15 protein-coding genes are annotated in these 19,722 nt (G+C 63.5%); 7 read left to right on the forward strand and 8 right to left on the reverse strand.

All coding sequences use genetic code 11. The features are described from left to right. The first annotated feature begins 44 nt into the window (after nt 1–44). The gene (gene betB / locus BUC40_RS13180; protein WP_073266404.1) at nt 45–1,517 is read left to right on the forward strand and encodes a betaine-aldehyde dehydrogenase; all 1,473 of its coding nucleotides are present in this window, start codon (nt 45–47) and stop codon (nt 1,515–1,517) included. Between the two features lie 119 nt (nt 1,518–1,636). After that, nucleotides 1,637–3,346 carry a choline dehydrogenase gene (gene betA, locus BUC40_RS13185; RefSeq protein WP_073266406.1) on the forward strand — a complete coding sequence of 570 codons (1,710 nt, stop codon included), beginning with the start codon at nt 1,637–1,639 and terminating at the stop codon, nt 3,344–3,346. Here betA and torT read toward each other — a convergent pair. Next, nucleotides 3,343–4,362 (reverse strand): TMAO reductase system periplasmic protein TorT, encoded by a 1,020-nt coding sequence (torT, locus tag BUC40_RS13190; protein ID WP_073266407.1) that lies wholly within the window; start codon nt 4,360–4,362, stop codon nt 3,343–3,345. The genes betA and torT overlap by 4 nt on opposite strands. Nucleotides 4,363–4,464: 102 nt before the next feature. On the opposite strand from torT, the gene mdtD reads away from it, so the two are divergent. The 3 genes from mdtD to BUC40_RS13205 all read left to right on the forward strand — a co-directional run bounded on the left by mdtD (nt 4,465) and on the right by BUC40_RS13205 (nt 8,619). After that, nucleotides 4,465–5,889, forward strand: a complete 1,425-nt coding sequence (gene mdtD / locus BUC40_RS13195) for a multidrug transporter subunit MdtD (RefSeq protein ID WP_073266409.1) — start codon at nt 4,465–4,467, stop codon at nt 5,887–5,889. Between the two features lie 115 nt (nt 5,890–6,004). Continuing rightward, the gene (gene dbpA / locus BUC40_RS13200) at nt 6,005–7,342 is read left to right on the forward strand and encodes an ATP-dependent RNA helicase DbpA (protein WP_425272938.1); all 1,338 of its coding nucleotides are present in this window, start codon (nt 6,005–6,007) and stop codon (nt 7,340–7,342) included. 41 nt (nt 7,343–7,383) lie between these two features. Next, complete coding sequence (locus BUC40_RS13205; protein ID WP_073266714.1) at nt 7,384–8,619, forward strand: diguanylate cyclase domain-containing protein; 1,236 nt, start codon at nt 7,384–7,386, stop codon at nt 8,617–8,619. Between the two features lie 23 nt (nt 8,620–8,642). On the opposite strand, the gene BUC40_RS13210 is transcribed toward BUC40_RS13205, so the two are convergent. Further along, the gene (locus BUC40_RS13210) at nt 8,643–9,374 is read right to left on the reverse strand and encodes a substrate-binding periplasmic protein (RefSeq protein WP_083593524.1); all 732 of its coding nucleotides are present in this window, start codon (nt 9,372–9,374) and stop codon (nt 8,643–8,645) included. Nucleotides 9,375–9,656: 282 nt separating this feature from the next. On the opposite strand from BUC40_RS13210, the gene BUC40_RS13215 reads away from it, so the two are divergent. Beyond that, nucleotides 9,657–10,841, forward strand: a complete 1,185-nt coding sequence (locus tag BUC40_RS13215) for a BaiN/RdsA family NAD(P)/FAD-dependent oxidoreductase (RefSeq protein WP_073266413.1) — start codon at nt 9,657–9,659, stop codon at nt 10,839–10,841. A gap of 55 nt (nt 10,842–10,896) precedes the next feature. On the opposite strand, the gene sstT is transcribed toward BUC40_RS13215, so the two are convergent. Together sstT and BUC40_RS13225 are read right to left on the reverse strand one after the other, a co-directional pair. Beyond that, nucleotides 10,897–12,129 (reverse strand): serine/threonine transporter SstT, encoded by a 1,233-nt coding sequence (sstT, locus tag BUC40_RS13220; RefSeq protein WP_073266415.1) that lies wholly within the window; start codon nt 12,127–12,129, stop codon nt 10,897–10,899. 389 nt (nt 12,130–12,518) lie between these two features. Beyond that, nucleotides 12,519–13,907 (reverse strand): L-serine ammonia-lyase, encoded by a 1,389-nt coding sequence (locus BUC40_RS13225; RefSeq protein ID WP_073266417.1) that lies wholly within the window; start codon nt 13,905–13,907, stop codon nt 12,519–12,521. Between the two features lie 143 nt (nt 13,908–14,050). Here BUC40_RS13225 and BUC40_RS13230 point away from each other — a divergent pair, with 143 nt between their 5' ends. Beyond that, nucleotides 14,051–14,992 (forward strand): LysR family transcriptional regulator, encoded by a 942-nt coding sequence (locus BUC40_RS13230; RefSeq protein WP_073266419.1) that lies wholly within the window; start codon nt 14,051–14,053, stop codon nt 14,990–14,992. A 10-nt stretch (nt 14,993–15,002) separates the two neighbouring features. Here BUC40_RS13230 and BUC40_RS13235 read toward each other — a convergent pair whose 3' ends face one another. The 4 genes from BUC40_RS13235 to BUC40_RS13250 form a co-directional block, all read right to left on the reverse strand. Then, nucleotides 15,003–15,707 carry a PqiC family protein gene (locus BUC40_RS13235; RefSeq protein WP_208605773.1) on the reverse strand — a complete coding sequence of 235 codons (705 nt, stop codon included), beginning with the start codon at nt 15,705–15,707 and terminating at the stop codon, nt 15,003–15,005. Nucleotides 15,708–15,960: 253 nt separating this feature from the next. Next, a complete protein-coding gene (gene parC / locus BUC40_RS13240; RefSeq protein WP_073266423.1) occupies nt 15,961–18,216 on the reverse strand; it encodes a DNA topoisomerase IV subunit A in 2,256 nt (751 codons plus the stop codon). Between the two features lie 7 nt (nt 18,217–18,223). Then, nucleotides 18,224–18,748 carry a retropepsin-like aspartic protease family protein gene (locus BUC40_RS13245; RefSeq protein ID WP_073266425.1) on the reverse strand — a complete coding sequence of 175 codons (525 nt, stop codon included), beginning with the start codon at nt 18,746–18,748 and terminating at the stop codon, nt 18,224–18,226. Beyond that, a complete protein-coding gene (locus BUC40_RS13250) occupies nt 18,745–19,710 on the reverse strand; it encodes an esterase-like activity of phytase family protein (RefSeq protein ID WP_244160651.1) in 966 nt (321 codons plus the stop codon). The genes BUC40_RS13245 and BUC40_RS13250 overlap by 4 nt, the downstream gene beginning before the upstream one ends. Between the last annotated feature and the right edge of the window lie 12 nt (nt 19,711–19,722).

Raw genomic sequence — 19,722 nt, forward strand, 5'->3', positions numbered from 1 at the left:
CAAGGCGCCCGAAGCGCGTCTTGCCCCGATCAGGAGGACGCCCCATGGCCCGATTCGCAGACCAGCAGCTCTACATTGGCGGCCAGTACGTCAACGCCAGCAGCGGCGCCACCTTCCAAAGCATCAACCCGGCCAACGGCGAGGTGCTTGCCAACGTGCAGCGCGCCAGCCAGGACGATGTCGAGCGCGCCGTCGCCAGTGCCGAACAAGGCCAGAAGGTTTGGGCGGCGATGACCGCCATGCAGCGCTCGCGCATCCTGCGTAAGGCGGTGGATATCCTGCGCGAACGCAACGACGAGCTGGCCGAGCTGGAAACCCTCGATACCGGCAAGCCGCTGAGCGAAACCCGCTATGTGGATATCGTTACCGGCGCCGACGTGCTCGAGTATTACGCAGGCCTGATTCCGGCCATCGAGGGCGAGCAGATCCCGCTGCGAGACACCAGCTTCGTGTATACCCGCCGCGAGCCGCTGGGCGTGGTCGCCGGCATCGGCGCCTGGAACTACCCGATCCAGATCGCCCTGTGGAAATCCGCACCGGCCCTGGCCGCCGGCAACGCGATGATCTTCAAGCCCAGCGAAGTCACCTCGCTGACCGCACTGAAACTCGCCGAGATCTACAGCGAAGCCGGCGTGCCGGATGGCGTGTTCAACGTATTGACCGGTCTGGGTAGTGAAGTTGGCCAGTGGCTCACCGAACACCCGCGCATCGAGAAGATTTCCTTCACCGGCGGCACCGTGACCGGCAAGAAGGTCATGGCCAGCGCCTCCAGCTCGTCGCTCAAGGAAGTGACCATGGAGCTGGGCGGCAAGTCGCCGCTGATCATCTGCGAAGACGCCGATCTGGATCGCGCCGCGGACATCGCCATGATGGCCAACTTCTACAGCTCCGGGCAGGTATGCACCAATGGCACCCGGGTGTTCGTGCCCCGCGCGCTGCAGGCACGCTTCGAGAGCAAGATCGTCGAGCGGGTCAAACGCATTCGCCTGGGCAACCCGCAGGACGACACCACCAACTTCGGCCCGCTGGTCAGCTTCGCCCACATGGAGCGCGTGCTCGGCTACATCGAGCAGGGCCGCCAGCAGGGCGCGCGTTTGCTGATCGGTGGCGAGCGCGTCACCGATGGCGATTACGCCAACGGCGCCTATGTGGCACCGACCGTGTTCACCGACTGCCGGGACGACATGACCATCACCCGCGAGGAAATCTTCGGCCCGGTGATGAGCATCCTTGTCTACGACAGCGAAGACGAAGTGATCCGCCGCGCCAACGACACCACCTACGGCCTGGCCGCCGGCATCGTGACCCGCGACCTGAACCGTGCGCACCGGGTTATCCACAAGCTGGAAGCGGGCATCTGCTGGATCAACACCTGGGGTGAGTCGGCGGCCGAGATGCCGGTCGGCGGTTACAAGCAATCCGGCGTGGGTCGCGAGAACGGCCTGACCACCCTGGCCCATTACACCCGCATCAAATCCGTGCAGGTCGAGATGGGCGATTACGCCTCGGTGTTCTGACCCGCAGGCCGGGCGCTTTCACGAGCGCCCGGCAACGCTGCACAACCCGTTCTGCATGAGCCGGACACGGGCCTGCGATCCGCTTGGCCCAAGGCTCAGCCACCTACCAGGAGGCCTCCATGACTCAGGAATTCGATTACATCATCATTGGCGCCGGCTCGGCCGGTAACGTGCTGGCGACCCGCCTGACCGAAGATGCGGATGTCAGCGTACTGCTGCTGGAGGCCGGTGGCCCCGATTACCGCCTCGACTTCCGCACCCAGATGCCTGCTGCCCTGGCTTTTCCGCTGCAGGGCCGCCGCTACAACTGGGCGTATGAAACCGACCCGGAACCGCACATGGGCAACCGCCGCATGGAGTGCGGGCGCGGCAAAGGCCTCGGCGGCTCCTCTCTGATCAACGGCATGTGCTACATCCGCGGCAACGCCATGGACTTCGACAACTGGGCCAAACAGCCGGGCCTCGAAGACTGGAGCTACCTCGATTGCCTGCCGTATTTCCGCAAGGCGGAAAGCCGTGACATCGGCGCCAACGACTACCACGGCGACAGCGGCCCGGTCAGCGTGACCACGCCCAAGACCGGCAACAACCCGCTGTTCCACGCCATGGTCGAAGCCGGCGTGCAGGCCGGCTACCCGCGTACCGATGACCTCAACGGTTACCAGCAGGAAGGTTTCGGCCCCATGGACCGCACCGTGACGCCCGAAGGCCGTCGCGCCAGTACTGCGCGCGGTTATCTGGACCAGGCCCGCGAACGGCCGAACCTGACCATCGTCACCCACGCCACCACGGATCGAATCCTGTTCGAGGGCAAGCGCGCCAATGGCGTCGCCTATCTGGTCGGCAGCGCGAACGAGGCAACCATCGCCCATGCGCGCCGCGAAGTGCTGCTGTGCGCGGGCGCCATCGCCTCGCCGCAGATCCTGCAGCGCTCTGGCGTTGGCCCGGGCGAACTGTTGCGCGGCCTCGACATCGACGTGGTGCACGAACTGCCGGGCGTCGGCGCCAACCTGCAGGATCACCTCGAGGTTTACGTGCAGTACGCCTGCACCCAACCAGTGTCGCTGTACCCGGCGCTGAAGATGCTCAACCAGCCCGGTATCGGTGCCAAGTGGCTGCTGGCCGGCGAAGGCATTGGCGCCAGCAACCAGTTCGAGGCCGGCGGTTTCATTCGTTCGCGCCCGGAGTTCGAGTGGCCGAATCTGCAATACCACTTCCTGCCAGTGGCGATCAATTACAACGGCAGCAACGCGGTGAAGGAGCATGGCTTCCAGGCTCACGTCGGCTCCATGCGCTCACCGAGCCGCGGCCGTGTGCACCTGAAATCTAAGGACCCGCGCCAGCACCCGAGCATCCTGTTCAACTACATGAGCAGTGAGCAGGACTGGCAGGAATTCCGTGACGGCATCCGCCTGACGCGCGAGATCATGAACCAGCCAGCGCTTGACCCATACCGCGGTCGCGAGATCAGCCCGGGCGCCCACGTGCAGACCGACGAGGAACTGGACGCCTTTATCCGCGAGCATGCGGAAACTGCGTTCCACCCGTCCTGCTCCTGCAAGATGGGCACCGACGACATGGCGGTAGTTGATGGCCAGGGCCGCGTACATGGCCTCGAAGGACTGCGCGTGGTGGATGCGTCGATCATGCCGGAGATCATCACCGGCAACCTCAACGCCACCACCATCATGATCGCCGAGAAAATCGCCGATCGCATTCGCGAGCGTGCCGCCCTGCCACGCAGCACCGCGCCTTACTACGTGGCCAACGGCGCGCCAGTGCGCGGCGCACCGCAGCGTGCGGTCGAAGCGATGCGCTCGGCCAGTTAATCTGGCAGCTCCTGGGTCGTCATCCGATAGCGCTCGGGCGGTGCCAGGTGCTCAAGGTCGAAGCGCTGCAACGCCTTGGCATCGAGCATCTCGACTTGCGGGCTGACGATTTTTGGCAGCACATCGCCCTGCAGCCCTCGCACGGCGAGATCCAGGGCAATGCGCGCCTGAATTACTGGTGAGTCGGTCGGGGCGGCCAGCACATCGCCCTCGCGCACCTGCTGCAGCACGCGATCCGTCGCGTACAGCGACAACACCCGCGTTGGTGAACGGGCACTGTTCACCAGCTCGGTGGCGAACAAAGCGGCTTCGGCATTGCCGATCACGTAGTCGAGTTCAGGCTCGTTCTTGAATAGCTCGCGTGTCAGTTGTGCCTGACGGCTGCGATCCAGCGGGCCATAGCCGCCATGTATCAGCGTGATGGCAGAGCCCTGAAGGGCTGAATGCAAGCCGCGCTCGGCATCTTTTATCCAACCAGCGTCGGCAGGCCCTGGCAGCCAGCCGACGCGGATTGGCCACCCCTGACTAAGCTTGATCAGGTAACCCAGGGTCGCGCTGGCCATATCGGCGAAGTCGACTCGCGAGCGTGAGCTCAGCGACTCGCAGCCCAGGCCATTGATCAGGTCGATCACCTGGCGCCCGGCGCTTTGCTGAACTGCGATACGCGAACACAAGTCAGTGGTGTTGACGCCCGCGATCAGAAAAGCATCGGCCCGTTTGGCGACACAATGATCGAACTGCCTCACCTGGACATCGGGATGGTCGTAGCCACCCGCTTCGTAGACGCCAAGTTGCAGGCCAAGCCGCCGTGCGTCCTGCTCCAAGCCCCATGCAACGCCCCACCAGTAGCGGTCTTTGGCATTGGGGATCAACACACAGATGCGCCAGGGCTGGCTAGCGGCAGCCAGGGGTTGGTAAGCGCTCAACTGGCCGTCGACACGTACGGGGTCAGAGAACCACTGCGCGGGCAGCACGTTGGCGGACAGCAAGGAGAGCAATAGCGACAACCAGCGCATCGATGCCCCCAGGAGCACAAGTCATTTGCCAATTTCACTCATCCTAGCACCCGCGCTTGGATAAACTGCATTCAGCGCTGCCCAAGCCGTAACGAGACCAACATGACCAGCACCAGCCTGCTCGACGCCCGCACTGCCCGCCTGCTGCCCTGGATCGTCGCCATCGCGTTCTTCATGCAAACGCTGGACGGCACCATTCTCAACACTGCGCTGCCCAGCATGGCGGCGGATCTCTCAGAAGACCCACTGCGCATGCAGTCGGTGGTGATCGCCTACATGCTCACCGTGGCGCTGCTGATACCTGCCTCCGGCTGGCTGGCTGATCGCTTCGGCACACGGCATATATTCTTCGGCGCCATCGCCCTGTTCAGCCTCGGCTCGCTACTCTGCGCCGTATCGCAGTCGCTGACCATGCTGGTGATCGCGCGCATCATCCAGGGCCTGGGCGGTGCGCTGATGATGCCGGTGGGGCGCCTGGTGGTACTGCGCGCCTACCCGCGTACCGAGCTGGTGCGCATCATGAGTTTCATCACCCTGCCCGGCCTGCTCGGCCCACTGATCGGCCCGACCTTGGGCGGCTGGCTGGTGGAATACGCCAGTTGGCACTGGATCTTCCTGCTCAACCTGCCGGTCGGCGTGCTCGGCTGCTGGGCGGCCTATCGCTTCATGCCGGAGCTGCGCGGCAGCGAGCGCACCCGCTTCGATCTGATCGGTTTCCTGCTGTTCGGTGCCAGCATGCTGCTGATCACCATGGCCCTCGAAGGCTTGGGCGAGCTGCACCTGCCACACATGCGCGTGGTGCTTCTGCTGCTCGGCGGCCTGGCGTGCCTGGCGGCCTACTGGCTGCGCGCCGCGCGCACGCCCAATGCGCTGTTTCCGCCGCGCCTGTTCAACACACGCAGCTTCGCGGTGGGGATTTTCGGCAATATCTTCGCGCGCCTGGGCACCGGCGCCCTGCCCTTTCTCACGCCGTTGCTGCTGCAACTGGGCATGGGCTATTCACCGGCTCAGGCCGGCATGAGCATGATTCCCCTGGCACTCGCTGCCATGGCCATGAAGCCGTTGGCCAAGCCGCTGATAGACCGCCTCGGCTACCGCCGCATCCTGACCTTCAACACTGTGCTGCTGGGGCTGCTGATCACCAGCATGGCGCTGGTCGACGGGCAGACCTCGCAACTGCAGTTGGCCATTCAGCTGAGCCTGATCGGTGCCTTGAACTCGCTGCAGTTCACTGCCATGAACACCGTGACGCTGATCGATGTGCCCGACAGCGAAGCCAGCAGTGGCAACGGCCTGTTGTCGGTGGTGGTGCAACTGTCGATCAGTATGGGCATCGCCACCGGCGCCGCCTTGCTCAGCGGCTTCAGCCTGGACAACCAAACCGCCGCCGACGGCGTGCTGAGCGCCTTCCAGTCGACCTACCTGTGCATCGGCCTGCTGACGATCGTCGCCGCCGGCATCTTCCTGCAGCTGGCACCGGAAGGCGGGCGCAGCGCCAGACGGGTGAAGGTCGACGTCGACGAATGACGAGCAGTCATCAAGCCGAGGCCTGGCGCCTGCTACACTAGCGCTCTTTTCGAACGCTCTTCAGGCCCGTACCGTGACTGCCACCGCTTTTTCCTCGCTTGCCCTGTCGCCCGCCATGCTGGCGAACCTCGAGTCCCTCGGTTACGCGCAGATGACGCCCATCCAGGCACAAAGCCTGCCGGTGATGCTCAAGGGCATGGACCTGATCGCCCAGGCCAAAACCGGCAGCGGCAAGACTGCCGCTTTTGGCATCGGCCTGCTGGCGCCGCTCAACCCGCGTTACTTCGGCTGCCAGGCTCTGGTGCTGTGCCCGACCCGCGAACTGGCCGATCAGGTCGCCAAGGAACTGCGGCGCCTGGCGCGCGGCGAAGACAACATCAAGATTCTCACCCTGTGTGGCGGCGTACCGTTCGGCCCGCAGATCGGCTCACTGGAACACGGCGCGCAGATCATCGTCGGTACCCCGGGCCGCGTGCAGCAGCACCTAGCCAAGGGCACGCTGAAGCTCGATGGGCTGAACACGCTGGTGCTCGACGAAGCTGACCGCATGCTCGACATGGGCTTCTACGACAGCATCGCCGAAATCATCGGACAGACCCCGGAGCGCCGCCAGACGCTGCTGTTCTCGGCCACCTACCCGGCCGGCATCAAGCAGCTGTCCGCGACTTTCATGCGCAACCCGCAGCAGGTCAAGGTCGAAGCCCTGCACGACGACAGCCAGATCGAACAGCGCTTCTACGAGATCGCTCCTGAAGAGCGAATGGACGCCGTGGTCAAGCTACTCAACTGCTACCGCCCGACCTCCTGCGTGGCCTTCTGCTTCACCAAGCAGCAGTGCCAGGAAGTGGTTGATCACCTCACCGCCAAAGGCATCTCTGCTGCCGCTCTGCACGGCGATCTGGAGCAACGTGACCGTGACCAGGTGCTGGCGATGTTCGCCAACCGCAGCCTGTCGGTTCTGGTCGCCACCGACGTAGCCGCGCGCGGCCTGGACATTGATGCGCTGGACATGGTGATCAACGTCGAACTGGCACGCGATTCGGAAATTCACATTCACCGCGTTGGCCGCACCGGTCGTGCCGGCGAGAAAGGCCTGGCCATGAGTTTGGTTGCCCCGGCCGAAGGTCATCGCGCCCAAGCCATCGAAAGCCTGCAAAAGTCGCCGCTGAACTGGCACCCGCTGAGCAGCCTGAAACACCAAGGCGGCGCGCCGCTGCAACCGCTGATGATGACGCTGTGCATCGGTGCCGGGCGTAAAGACAAACTGCGTCCCGGCGATATTCTCGGCGCACTCACCGGCGAAGGCGGTATCCCCGGTGCGCAGGTCGGCAAGATTGCCATCTTCGATTTCCAGGCCTATGTAGCGGTTGAGCGCAGCCTGGCCGTGCAAGCGCTCAAATGCCTCAGCGAAGGCAAGATAAAAGGCCGCTCGCTGCGCGTACGAACGCTCTAGACTGAAGCTGTCAGCCCAGCGGGTATAGAGCGATGGATTCTTTGCGCAACATTCTGGTCATCGAAGACAGCCCGCTGGTGCTCAAGATTCTCGAGCACCTGTTCCGCCACGAACCCAATCTGCAGCCAGTGTTCTGCGCCTCGCTCGGCGAAGCGCAGATGATGCTGGAGGCCTCGGCAGAGCTGTTCTTCGCCGCCATCGTAGACCTCCATCTGCCCGATGCGCCAGATGGCGAAAGCGTCGACCTGGTGATGCGCTACGGCCTGCCGTGCATCGTTCTCAGCGGCTCGTACAACGAGAAGCGCCGCGACGAGCTCTTGCTCAAAGGGGTGGTCGATTACGTACTCAAGGAAAGCCAGCACTCCTACGAATACGCGTTCCGGTTGCTGCACCGCCTGGAGAGCAACAGCCAGGTGAAGATTCTGGTCGCCGAGGACTCGGAAGCCACCCGCAACTTCATCCGCCACGTGCTGGTGCCGCACCGCTATCAGATCATCGATGCCTGCGACGGCGAGCAGGCGTTGCGCATTCTTCAGGCACAACCGGACATCGACATGCTGGTGGTCGACCACAGCATGCCGGGCATCAGCGGCTTCGAGTTGGTCAAGCTGCTGCGCCAGAAGATGAAACGCAGTGACCTGGTGATCCTCGGCCTGTCTGCCGACACCAAGGGTTCGCTCAGCGCCATGTTCATCAAGCAGGGCGCCGATGACTTCCTGCGCAAGCCGTTCTGTCCCGAAGAGTTGACCTGCCGGGTGATGTTCACCCTCGAGCGGCGTGACATGCTCCGTGCCCTGAAAAAGGCGGCGCAGTTCGATGCCCTGACCGGCCTTAACAACCGTCGCGCCTTCTACGAACAGGGTATTCAGCAGTTCCAGCAGGCGCAGCGCAGTGGCCACAACCTGAGCGTGGCGATGCTCGACATGGATCTGTTCAAGCAGATCAACGATGAATACGGCCACGCGGCGGGCGATGCCGCGCTGATCGGTTTCAGCCGGGCATTCCGTGCAGCCTTTCCGGACGCGCTGCTCGGCCGTCTGGGTGGCGAAGAGTTCGCCATGGTCAGCCCGCAGGGTGCAGAGCCGCTGAGCCAGGCCCTCAACGCGCTGCGTGAACAGTGCCGGCAGGTCAAATACGCCGTCGGCGCCCCGCCGCTGTCGTTCAGTGCGGGTATCTATCACGGCGTGCCCGAAGACCTGGAAAGCCTGCTGCACCTGGCCGACCAGCAGCTGTATGAGGCCAAACGCGGTGGCCGCGGCCGCACGTTCTGGCAATAGCGCGCTGGAAACCCGGAAGGTAACTACAGACCGTAGCGCGCCATGATCGCCGCGTAGCTGCCGTCGGCCTGCATGGCGGCGATGGCGGCATCGAAACGGCGAGCGACCTCGGCGTGATCCGCGCGGCTCAGGCGAATGAGAAGGTGCAGGCCGTTCTCGCTCAGCGGCATCGGCAGAAACTCCAGGTCGTCGGCGATTTCCTTGAGCGGGTCAGCGAACAGAAACCGCGCGACGTACTCATCCTCAAGCGCCAGGCTCACTCGTCCGTGATGCAGCATCTGCGCGGCGCTCTCGAAACTGCTGACCTCGACCTTCTGCAGCCGGTCGTCGGCCATGAATGCGGCCGAATAGGCATAACCACGACGCACGGCAATCTCATGGGCATAGAGATCGGAAAGCTGGGTGAAAGGGATCGCCGCGCCCTTGCGCTGTACCACACGGATGCGGTTGACCAGATAGGGCGCCGAGAAATAGCCGAAGGCTTCGCGCTCCTTGCTGTACCAGGTGGTGATCAACACGTCGTAATCGCCACGCTGCAACCCCAACACCGCACGCTGCCAGGGCACTTCGCGGTAATCACTGGTGTAGCCGGCGCGGCTCAGCGCGGCACTTACCAGCTCCACTGCCACACCGTTACCTGGCAGGCTCTGGTCGGTGTATGGCGGCCAGGTGTCAGCGACCAGGCGCAACGGCTCCGCGCACAAGGCACACGGCAGCAGCACCAGCGACAGCAACCAGACACGCCAGGTTTTCAACAGATGTCTGCCCTGCAAAGGAAGAGGAAAACTGCCGCGCGGACTCTGCGACAGAGATACTGACAAACAAGATAGCGGCAAATAGCCAGTGCAGCTCGCCCATTGTCATCTATTTGCAGACCAGGCCGCAGTGACGCCAGTTCGAGAAAACATACCGGCGGTGCTGCGCCCATCAATCGGCCGCTGCACGGGCGTGCACGCAGCAGGCGCATGCCTTCAGGTAAACTGCGCCGTTTCGCGTCGGCCAGCAGTGCCTGACGAACTGCGTACGAGGAACATGCCGTGCTTTCACCCCAGGTTGTCATTATCGGCGCCGGTGCCGCCGGGCTGATGTGTGCGATGACCGCCGCTGCGCGCGGCCGCAGCGTGCTGCTGCTCGACCACGCCAACAAGGCGGGCAAGAAGATCCTCATGTCCGGCGGTGGCCGCTGCAACTTCACCAATATGTATTGCGAGCCCGGCAACTTCCTCTCGCACAACCCGCATTTCTGCAAATCTGCGCTGGCGCGTTTCACCCAATGGGATTTCATCGCCCTGGTCGCCAAACATGGCGTGCCTTACCACGAGAAGAAGCTCGGCCAGCTGTTCTGCGATAACAAGTCCAGCGACATCCTCGCCATGCTGCTGGACGAGTGCGAGCAGGCTGGCGTCGACCTGCGCCTGGATACCTCGGTGAGCGCCATCGAGCGCGGCGAAAACGGCTATCGCCTGAGCACCAGCCTCGGCCCCGTGAGCTGCGAATCGCTGGTGATCGCCACCGGCGGGCTGTCGATCCCGACTCTGGGCGCCACCGGCTTTGGTTACCAGATCGCCCGCCAGTTCGACCACGAGCTGCTGCCGACCCGCGCAGGCCTAGTGCCCTTCACGCTGACCGACCCACAACTGAAAACCCTGTGCACAGAGCTGTCCGGCACCTCGGTGGAGGATTGCCGGGTCAGCTGCAACGGCCAGAGTTTCGTGGAGAACATCCTGTTCACCCACCGCGGCCTTAGCGGCCCGGCGATCCTGCAGATCTCGTCGTACTGGCAACCCGGCGATACGGTCAGCATCGACCTGCTGCCGCATATCGATTTGCCGGAATGGTTGCTGGAGCAGCAGCGCGAGCGCCCCAATAGCGAACTGAAGACCCTGCTGGGCGAGCTGTTCACCAAGAAGATGGCCGGCCTGCTGGCCGAACACTGGTTCGCCTCCAAGCCGATGAAGCAGTACCCACCGGCCGAGCTCAAGGCGATTGCCGAGCACCTGTCGGACTGGCAGCTGGTGCCGGCCGGCACCGAGGGTTACCGCACGGCAGAAGTGACTCTGGGCGGCGTGGATACCCGCGAGGTGTCGTCCAAAACCATGGAGTCGCTGAAGTCGCCGGGGCTGTATTTCGTCGGCGAGGTGCTGGACGTGACCGGCCACCTGGGCGGCTTCAACTTCCAGTGGGCGTGGGCCTCGGGCTACGCCGCGGCACAATACGTGTAGCCTCACCGGCCATAAAAAACGCGCCCTCGGGCGCGTTTTTTATTAGCACAGCGAATCAGGCATCAACCTTCTCGGCCCGCAGCTCGTCGGCGTAGGAAACTGCGGCGGTGAACAACACGTCGGTGTGGGAATTCAGCGCGGTCTCGAAGGAATCCTGCACCACCCCAATGACGAAACCGATGGCCACAACCTGCATGGCGATTTCGGTATCCACCCCGAACAGGCTGGTGGCCATTGGAATCAGCAGCAGCGAGCCACCAGCCACGCCGGACACACCGGCGGCGGCCAGCGACGACACCACGCAGAGCAGCAGCGCGGTGGGCAGATCGACGTTGATACCCAGAGTGTAAGTGGTGGCCAGCGCCATTACCGAAACGGTGATCGCCGCACCGGCCATGTTGATGGTCGCGCCCAGCGGGATGGTGATCGAGTAGGTATCCTTGTCCAGCTTGAGCTTCTCGCACAGGCGCAGGTTGACCGGAATGTTAGCCGCCGAGCTGCGGGTGAAAAAGGCCGTTACCGCGCTCTCGCGCAATACAGTGAACAGCAGTGGATAAGGGTTGCGGCGCATCTTGATGAAGGCCAACAGCGGGTTCACCACCAGCGCCATCAACAACATGCAGCCGACCATCACCAGCAGCAGCCTCGCGTAGCCATACAACGCCTCGAAACCCGATGCCGCCAGGGTGCTGGCCACTAGGCCGAAGATGCCGATGGGTGCCTGCTCTATCACGAAACGTACGATACGCGTGAAGGCGTCGGACATATCGGTCAGCAGCACCCGGGTGGTCGGCGCGGCATGCCGCAGGAACAGACCCAGGCCGATCGCCCAGGCCAGGATGGCGATGTAGTTGGAGGTGTTCAGCGCCTGCACCGGGTTGACGAAAATGCTGATCAGCAGGTTGTGTAGCACCTCGATGATGCTGCCGGGCGGGTTGCCTTCGGCCGAGCCGACATCCAGTGCCAGCATGGTGGGAAATAAAAAGCTGGTGCACACGGCCAGCGCGGCGGCGCTGAAGGTGCTGATCAGGTACATCGCCAGCACCGGGCGAACGTGGGTGGGTTGACCACTCTGGTGTGCCGCCAGCGAGGAGGTGACGAGCACCAGCACCAGCACCGGCGCAACCGCCTTCAGGGCGAGTACGAAGAGTTCGCCGAGCAGGCCGACCTTGAGCGCGGTCGAGGGCGAAAAATAAGCGAGCAGAATGCCCAGCACCAGGCCAATGAAGATGCGTAGCACCAGGCTGGTATTGGAATAGGCGGAAGCAATGCGTTTGAAGGTATTCATTTTGTAGACGCTGTCCAATTCTAGGCTTGATTGCATCGGGGGACAGGTCAGCAGGGGCACGGGCCACGCCAACCGGGCAGGTCACCCCAAGACATCGGGCGATTATAAGAGCCTGCTAACGATCTAGCGAGCCAGAGCGATGCGAGGCGAAAACAAACGCAGGCCGGGCGCGCTCGCGCTCGGCCTCAAGAGCTGCGGATAAGGCAGCGTGCGTTCGTTCTTAACGCGGCAGAGCCGACGCGAGCGGACTCGAAGGGAGGGAATGGAATCAGCACCATAAACATGGCTTGAATGGTCATGCAGGTAAATCTCACTTGTTATTGTTGTGGGGCGGATGAAACAGGATGCGCGCCCGTCAGGCGGCGCATCCGGTAGGTTGGGCGTGCGGCTCAGCACTCGATGATGTTCACAGCCAGGCCGCCGCGGGCGGTTTCCTTGTACTTGGTCAGCATGTCGGCACCGGTTTCGCGCATGGTCTTGATCACCTTGTCCAGGCTCACGTGGTGCGAGCCGTCGCCATAGAGGGCCATGCGCGCGGCGTTGATGGCCTTCACCGAGGCGATGGCATTGCGCTCGATACAGGGGATCTGCACCAGGCCGCCGACCGGGTCGCAGGTCAGGCCCAGGTGGTGCTCCATGCCGATCTCCGCGGCGTTCTCGACCTGCTCCGGCGTACCACCGAGCACCGCGCAGAGCGCGCCGGAGGCCATCGAGCAGGCCACACCGACCTCGCCCTGGCAGCCGACTTCGGCGCCGCTGATCGAGGCGTTTTCCTTGTAGAGGATGCCAATGGCACCGGCGGTGAGCAGAAAGTCGATGATGCCGCGATCGCTGGCGCCGGAAATGGCGTTGGCGTAGTAATGCAGCACCGCCGGGATGATGCCCGCTGCGCCGTTGGTCGGTGCGGTGACCACGCGGCCACCGGCGGCGTTTTCTTCGTTCACCGCCAGCGCCCAGAGGTTGACCCAATCCAACATGCGCAGCGGATCTTCGGTGTAACTGCGCTGGAAGCCGCCCAGCTTGCGCGCCAGGATGGCTGCCCGGCGACGTACCTTGAAGCCGCCGGGCAAGATGCCTTCGGTACGGCAGCCGCGTTCCACGCAGCTTTGCATAACCCTCCAGATCGCCAGCAGGCCGTTATCGATTTCTTCATCGGTGCGCCAGTGGCGCTCGTTACGGCGCATCACCTCGGCAATGCCGATACCGTACTCGCGGGTCAGGCGCAGCAGGTCGGCGCCGCTGCGAAACGGCAACGGCAGCGTCGTGGCATCCGGGGCGATGACCTTGTGCTTGGAGCCGTCGGCCAGAATCGCTTCGCTGACCACGAAACCACCACCCACCGAATAGTAGGTTGCCTCGTGCACCTGCAGGCCAGCCGCATCGAAGGCTGCGAAACGCAGGCCGTTGGCGTGCAGCGCCAGCGCCTTGCGGATCATCTTCAGGTCGGTCTTTTCGTTAAAGGCTACCGAATGGCCACCCGGCAGGGTGATGCGCTTGTCGGTGCGAATGGCGTCGATATAGCCCGCTACCTTCTCGACATCCACGGTATCCGGTTCGAAACCGCTAAGCCCCAGCAGGACCGCCTTGTCGCTGCCATGGCCCTTACCGGTGGCGCCCAGCGAGCCATACAGCTCGGCCACTACCCGCGTCACCTGGGGCATAAGGCCCTGGTTCTCGAGGGCATGGGTGAACAAGGCGGCCGCACGCATCGGGCCTACGGTGTGTGAACTCGATGGGCCGATGCCCACTTTGAACAGGTCGAATACGCTGACGGCCATGGCTGCATTTTTTCTTTTTTAGGTGATGACGGATACCCGGTTACGCACCGTCGGTAGCAAAAATCTAAGACCCCACTTCCATTATGTATACTGATTTATCCTTACTATATTGATTAGCAAAAATTACCTATTAGGGCCGACTCATGGATCTGATCCGCCTGCGCACCCTTCGCGAGCTGGCCCGCTGCGGCACCATGGCGGCGACTGCCGAGTTTCTGCACCTGACGCCATCGGCGGTTTCCCAGCAGGTGGCGCAGTTGGAGCGCGAGACCGATGTGGCGTTGATCGAACGGCGTGGCCGTGGGGTAGTGCTCACAGCCGCAGGCAGCCGCCTGGTGGCACATGTCGAGCGCATCTTGGTGATTCTCGACGAGGCCCGCTCGGAGCTGGCGCAGATGCGCAGTGAGATTGCCGGCGAACTGCGAGTCGCCGCCTTCCCGTCGATTGCCGTGGCGCTGGTCGCGCCGATCGTGCATAACCTGCGTCAGGCCTATCCACGCCTGGAGGTAGTGGTCGCCGACCTGGAGCCGCAGGAAAGCCTCAGTGCCTTGAATGCCTGGCAAATCGACGTGGCGGTGGTCGACGACCTGGCTGGCGCGAGCAAGGCACGCCAGGAGCATTACGAGCTGATCCCGCTGACCGAGGACCGCCTGCATGTGCTACTGCCAAGCCGCCACCCGCTGGCATCGCGCAGCACACTGACCATCGCCGACCTGCAGGGCGAAGCCTGGGCACTGGACTCCACCAACAGCTCGTTTGGCGAGTTCATCGGCAACCTCTGCCGACGCTCGGGGTTTGCACCACGCATCAACGCCCACTGCGCCGGCTTCGAGATGGTCGCGGCCATGGTCGCCTCGGGGAATTCGATTTCGGTGGTATCAGGGCTGCGCCTGTTGCGGCCGCTGGAGGACGTTACCGCCGTACGCCTGGCTCCGGCGATTCAGCGCAAGATCTCTCTCGCCTATCGCAAGGGCGAACGCAAGCACCCAGCCGTTACCGTATTCCTCGACGAGGCGATACGCACGGCTGGGGTGCTGGAAGGTTATCAGCGTGATGAGACAAGCAGCGGATCAGAACAGGCCTGATCCGCGGGGATCAGAAGCGGAAGACTTCCGCGTCGATCCGGATCGGCTCGGCCACCGGCATTTTCGGTGGTTCCTGCCGGGCAGCCGGAACCGGCGCTTTGCGCCGAGGCTCTTCAGCCGCGATTGGCGTACTGGCGTGGCTCTTCACCGCGCTCGCCAGTTGCGCGACCAACTGCTGGACCACTTCGCTCTGCGCGCGAACCTGATCGGCAATCGGCCCCTTGTGCTTCTCTTCCAGGTGCACCAGGCGGGTGTCGAGCAGTTGGCCGTCACGGCCGACCAGACGCCACTGGCCTTCGAGCACCGCAGGCTGACGCGGACCGGAATCCAGGCGGGTGATGGTCAACAGCACCTGCACCTGAGCCTTGTAGTTCGGATTGTCCGAGGCCATTACCAGGCGCTGGCTGTTGATCTGGTTTGCCAACTGGCGCAGCACCTGGCGATCCAGGTCAGTGGCCAGGCTGCCAGCCCAACGGGATGTGAGGGCGGTGCTCAGGCTGCCGTCGTCCTGGCGCTGCAGCACGGCTTCGCGCTGCAGGTAGTCAGCAACGGTGATTGGGCCCAGCAGGACGCTCAAGCCGTCCTTATCCGCCGTTTTGTTGGCCACCGGGCCACCATCGAGCTGGTAGTAGGAGACCGGCATGATATGAGAGCACCCGGTCAGCATCAGCAGACCGGTGAGCAGTAATGTGAGAGGAAGCCGCTTAACAATCATCAATCTCTTCCGGCTGGCAGCAAGGCCAGCAATCATGGCTACAGGTGAAAAACCAATAACAAAAAATAGATAAATCACCGCGCCTGGCAAACCCGACGTGGTGTGAATAATCCCTGTCCATATGCAATGCGCCTGCCACCCGGCGCATGACCCAAAAAATGGCAAATGGCCCACCGCCTGGCGGGCACAAGAGGGGCGGTATCATCCGTCAAACCGCCGCTCAACTCCAGCCCCAGGCCACTGCCGACAGCCGTTACTCGACGAGCAGGGCGTCCACACGCTGGAAGCCACGCGGTAATTTATTGCCACGCCGGCCACGCTCGCCCTTGTAGTGCTCGAGGTCGTCGGCCTTAAGGGACAGGGTACGCTTGCCAGCCTGCAACACAAGGGTCGCGCCCGCCGGCAACACGGCCAGGTCGGTGAGGTACTCCTCGCGACTGGCCACTCGCTCGCCGGGAATGCCGATAATCTTGTTGCCTTTGCCCTTGCCCAATTGCGGTAGGTCGGAGACCTTGAACAGCAGCAGGCGGCCCTCGGTGGTCACCGCGGCCAGCCAGTCTTCCTCACGGCTGACCAACGGCCGAGGCGCCACTACCCGCGCGCCATTAGGCAGGCTGAGCAACGCTTTGCCGGCCTTGTTCTTGGCCTGCAGGTCTTCGCCCTTGACCACGAAACCATAGCCGGCATCGGAGGCGATCACGTACAGCGCCTCGTCATCGGGCAGCAGTACGCACTCGAAGGTGGCACCAGCCGGCGGCGTAAGACGACCGGTCAGCGGTTCGCCCTGGCCACGGGCCGACGGCAGGGTGTGAGCGGCCAGCGAATAGCTGCGCCCGGTCGAGTCGATGAACACCGCGTATTGGTTGGAACGGCCCGGCGCAGCCGTCTTGAAGCCATCGCCAGCCTTGTAGGACAGGCCAGTGGCATCGATTTCGTGGCCCTTGGCCGAGCGCACCCAGCCTTTTTCCGAGAGCACCACAGTGATCTTCTCGTTCGGCAGCAGATCGTGCTCGGTCAGCGCCTTGGCTTCGGCGCGCTCGACGATCGGCGAACGACGATCATCGCCATATTTTTCGGCGTCTTCGAGGATTTCCTTGCGCACCAGCTTCTTCAGCTTGGCTTCGCTGCCGAGCAGCGCCAGCAGCTTGTCACGCTCTTTGCTGAGCTCATCCTGCTCGCCACGGATCTGCATCTCTTCCAGGCGGGCGAGTTGGCGCAAGCGAGTTTCGAGGATGTACTCGGCCTGGATCTCGGTCAGGCCGAAGCGCTCCATGAGTACCGGCTTGGGCTGGTCCTCGGTGCGGATGATATGGATCACTTCATCGAGGTTGAGGAAGGCGATCAAGCGGCCCTCCAACAGGTGCATACGGTGCTCGACCTTATCCAGACGGAACTGCAGGCGGCGGCGCACGGTGCCGACACGGAATTGCAGCCACTCGACCAGCAGGGTGCGCAGGTCCTTGACCTGGGGCTTGCCGTCGAGGCCGATGACGTTGGTGTTGACCCGGTAGCTGGACTCCAGATCGGTGCTGGCGAACAGATGCTGCATCAGCGCATCGTGATCGACCCGGCTGCTAGTCGGGATGATCACGATACGGCAAGGGTTCTCGTGATCCGACTCGTCACGCAGGTCAGCGATCTGCGGCGCCTTCGACGGCTTGGCCTGCATCATCGCGGCGATCTGCTCCAGCACCTTGGCGCCGGACACCTGATGCGGCAGCGAGGTGACCACGATGTCGCCATCTTCAATGCTATAAACGGCGCGCATGCGCACCGAGCCCTTGCCGGTCTGGTAGATTTTCAGCAGGTCGGCACGCGGGGTGATGATTTCCGCTTCGGTTGGGTAATCCGGACCCTGGATATGCTCGCAGAGCTGCTCGACCGTGGCCTTCGGCTCATCGAGCAGGCGCACACACGCGGTGGCGACTTCACGCAGGTTGTGCGGCGGCACGTCGGTAGCCATGCCTACGGCGATGCCGGTGGTGCCGTTGAGCAGGATGTTAGGCAACCGCGCCGGCAGGGTCGCCGGCTCGTTGAGGGTGCCGTCGAAGTTCGGCACCCAGTCCACGGTGCCCTGGCCGAGCTCGCTGAGCAGCACTTCGGAATAACGCGACAGCCGCGCCTCGGTGTAACGCATGGCGGCGAAAGACTTGGGATCATCCGGCGCACCCCAGTTGCCCTGGCCGTCGACCAGCGTGTAGCGGTAGCTGAACGGCTGCGCCATCAGCACCATGGCTTCATAGCACGCGCTGTCACCGTGGGGGTGGAATTTACCGAGTACGTCACCGACGGTACGCGCCGACTTCTTGTGCTTGGAATCGGCGTCCAGGCCAAGCTCGCTCATGGCATAGACGATGCGCCGCTGCACGGGCTTCAAGCCGTCGCCGATATGCGGCAGCGCGCGATCCATGATCACGTACATGGAGTAATTGAGATAAGCCTGCTCGGTGAAGTCGGCAAGAGAACGGCGTTCTACGCCGTCCAGGCTCAAATCGAGGGTTTCGCTCATGCGTGCCTCATTGCAAGGTTGATTGGCGCAGCATCAAGGTGCCGTCGCGCTGACTGAATTCAAGGTGTTTCAAGGCGCTCATGCCCAGCAGGATTTCGTCGCCATCCATGCCTGGGGCGATGAGTGCAGACACGTCGTGCAAAACGATATCGCCGAGCTGCAAACGCTCCAGGCGTGTGCGGTGCGCCGTGGCGATGCCATTGGCGGTTCTGATCTGTACCGGCGCGCCGGCTTGCAAGCCGAGGCTTTCGGCGACCTGGCTGGGAATGGCGACCTGGGTGGCGCCGGTGTCGAGGAGAAAGCTCACCCCCTCGCCGTTGATCAGCCCATCGACCAGGTAGTGTCCCCCAGGGCTGCTGGCCAGGCGCACTTCCACATAGCCACTGCCATGCACCGACTCCGGCTGGCGATTGGGATGCTGTTTGGCATCCTCCCAATTACCGAAAAAGTGCGTAGCCAGCAGCAACCCGGCGCCCCAAGCGAGCACCAGCATCACGCGTCCGGCACGGCGGCCTGCAGTCTGCTCGCTCACTGAGCGGCACCCCAGCCGCCAGCCGGCGCTGCGAAGCGCCAGACCACTGGGCGTTTCTCGCCATCGCCACGGGCGTGACCACCGTTATCGAGGCCGACCCAGGCGCCTTCGGCGTCCATCGACAGGGCTTCGGCAACCCCGTAATGCATAGGATAGCGGCGCTCGTCGGTCAATGCTTCGGCGGCGAACGACCAGCAACGCTCGACCTCGCCATTGGCTGGCGTGCGCCGGCAGATGCGATGGGCCTGACGCTCCAGGGTGTAGAGCTTATCCTCGAAGAATGCCAGGTCAGAGAAGTCCACCGGGGCCGGTCGGCCGCCCAGCGCTTCGGGCGAGGCTTCTTCGCCGCCTTCATTGAGCAGCACACAGCCGCCCTCGCAGCGCCAGGTGGCGCGCCGATTGTGCAACACCACCAGCCCACGGCGTTCTTTCTCGGCGGCCAGCCACAGGCGCTCGCCAGCCGGGTCGACGGCGATGCCCTCGAACAGCGAGTTGAAATGCAGCAGCATGCCGCTGGCCCGCGCCTGGCGCACCATGCCTTCAGGCAGGTTCAGCCACTGCGCATCGGCGGCAGGCGGCACTTGCAGCACGGCGGCTCGACTCTCGCTGACCAGATAGCGATTGCCCTTGGCGTCGCAGGAGATGCCTTCGAAATCCAGATGACCGCCGCGCACCAGGCCGGCTACCCACGAGCGCATACGCAACCCCCAGGGCAATGGCATTTCCGGTGCGGGCGGCGCGACGAAACGTTCGGCTTCGGCCTGCCAGACGGTCGCCGACGAGTCGAGCCGATAAACGCGGTCATCCTCACGGTCGGATACCGCCCACAAGGCCTCGCCACACCAGGCCAGGCCCGACAGATTGCCCGCGTCCATGCCGGCCACCGGGTGCTCGCTGGCCAGCTTGAGCTCCTCAAGCGGCGGTGCATCAGCCAATGCCGGCGTCACGGCTGCAAACAGCATGGCGCCGAGCAG

This window comes from Phytopseudomonas punonensis, assembly GCF_900142655.1.
GTDB lineage: Bacteria > Pseudomonadota > Gammaproteobacteria > Pseudomonadales > Pseudomonadaceae > Aquipseudomonas > Aquipseudomonas punonensis.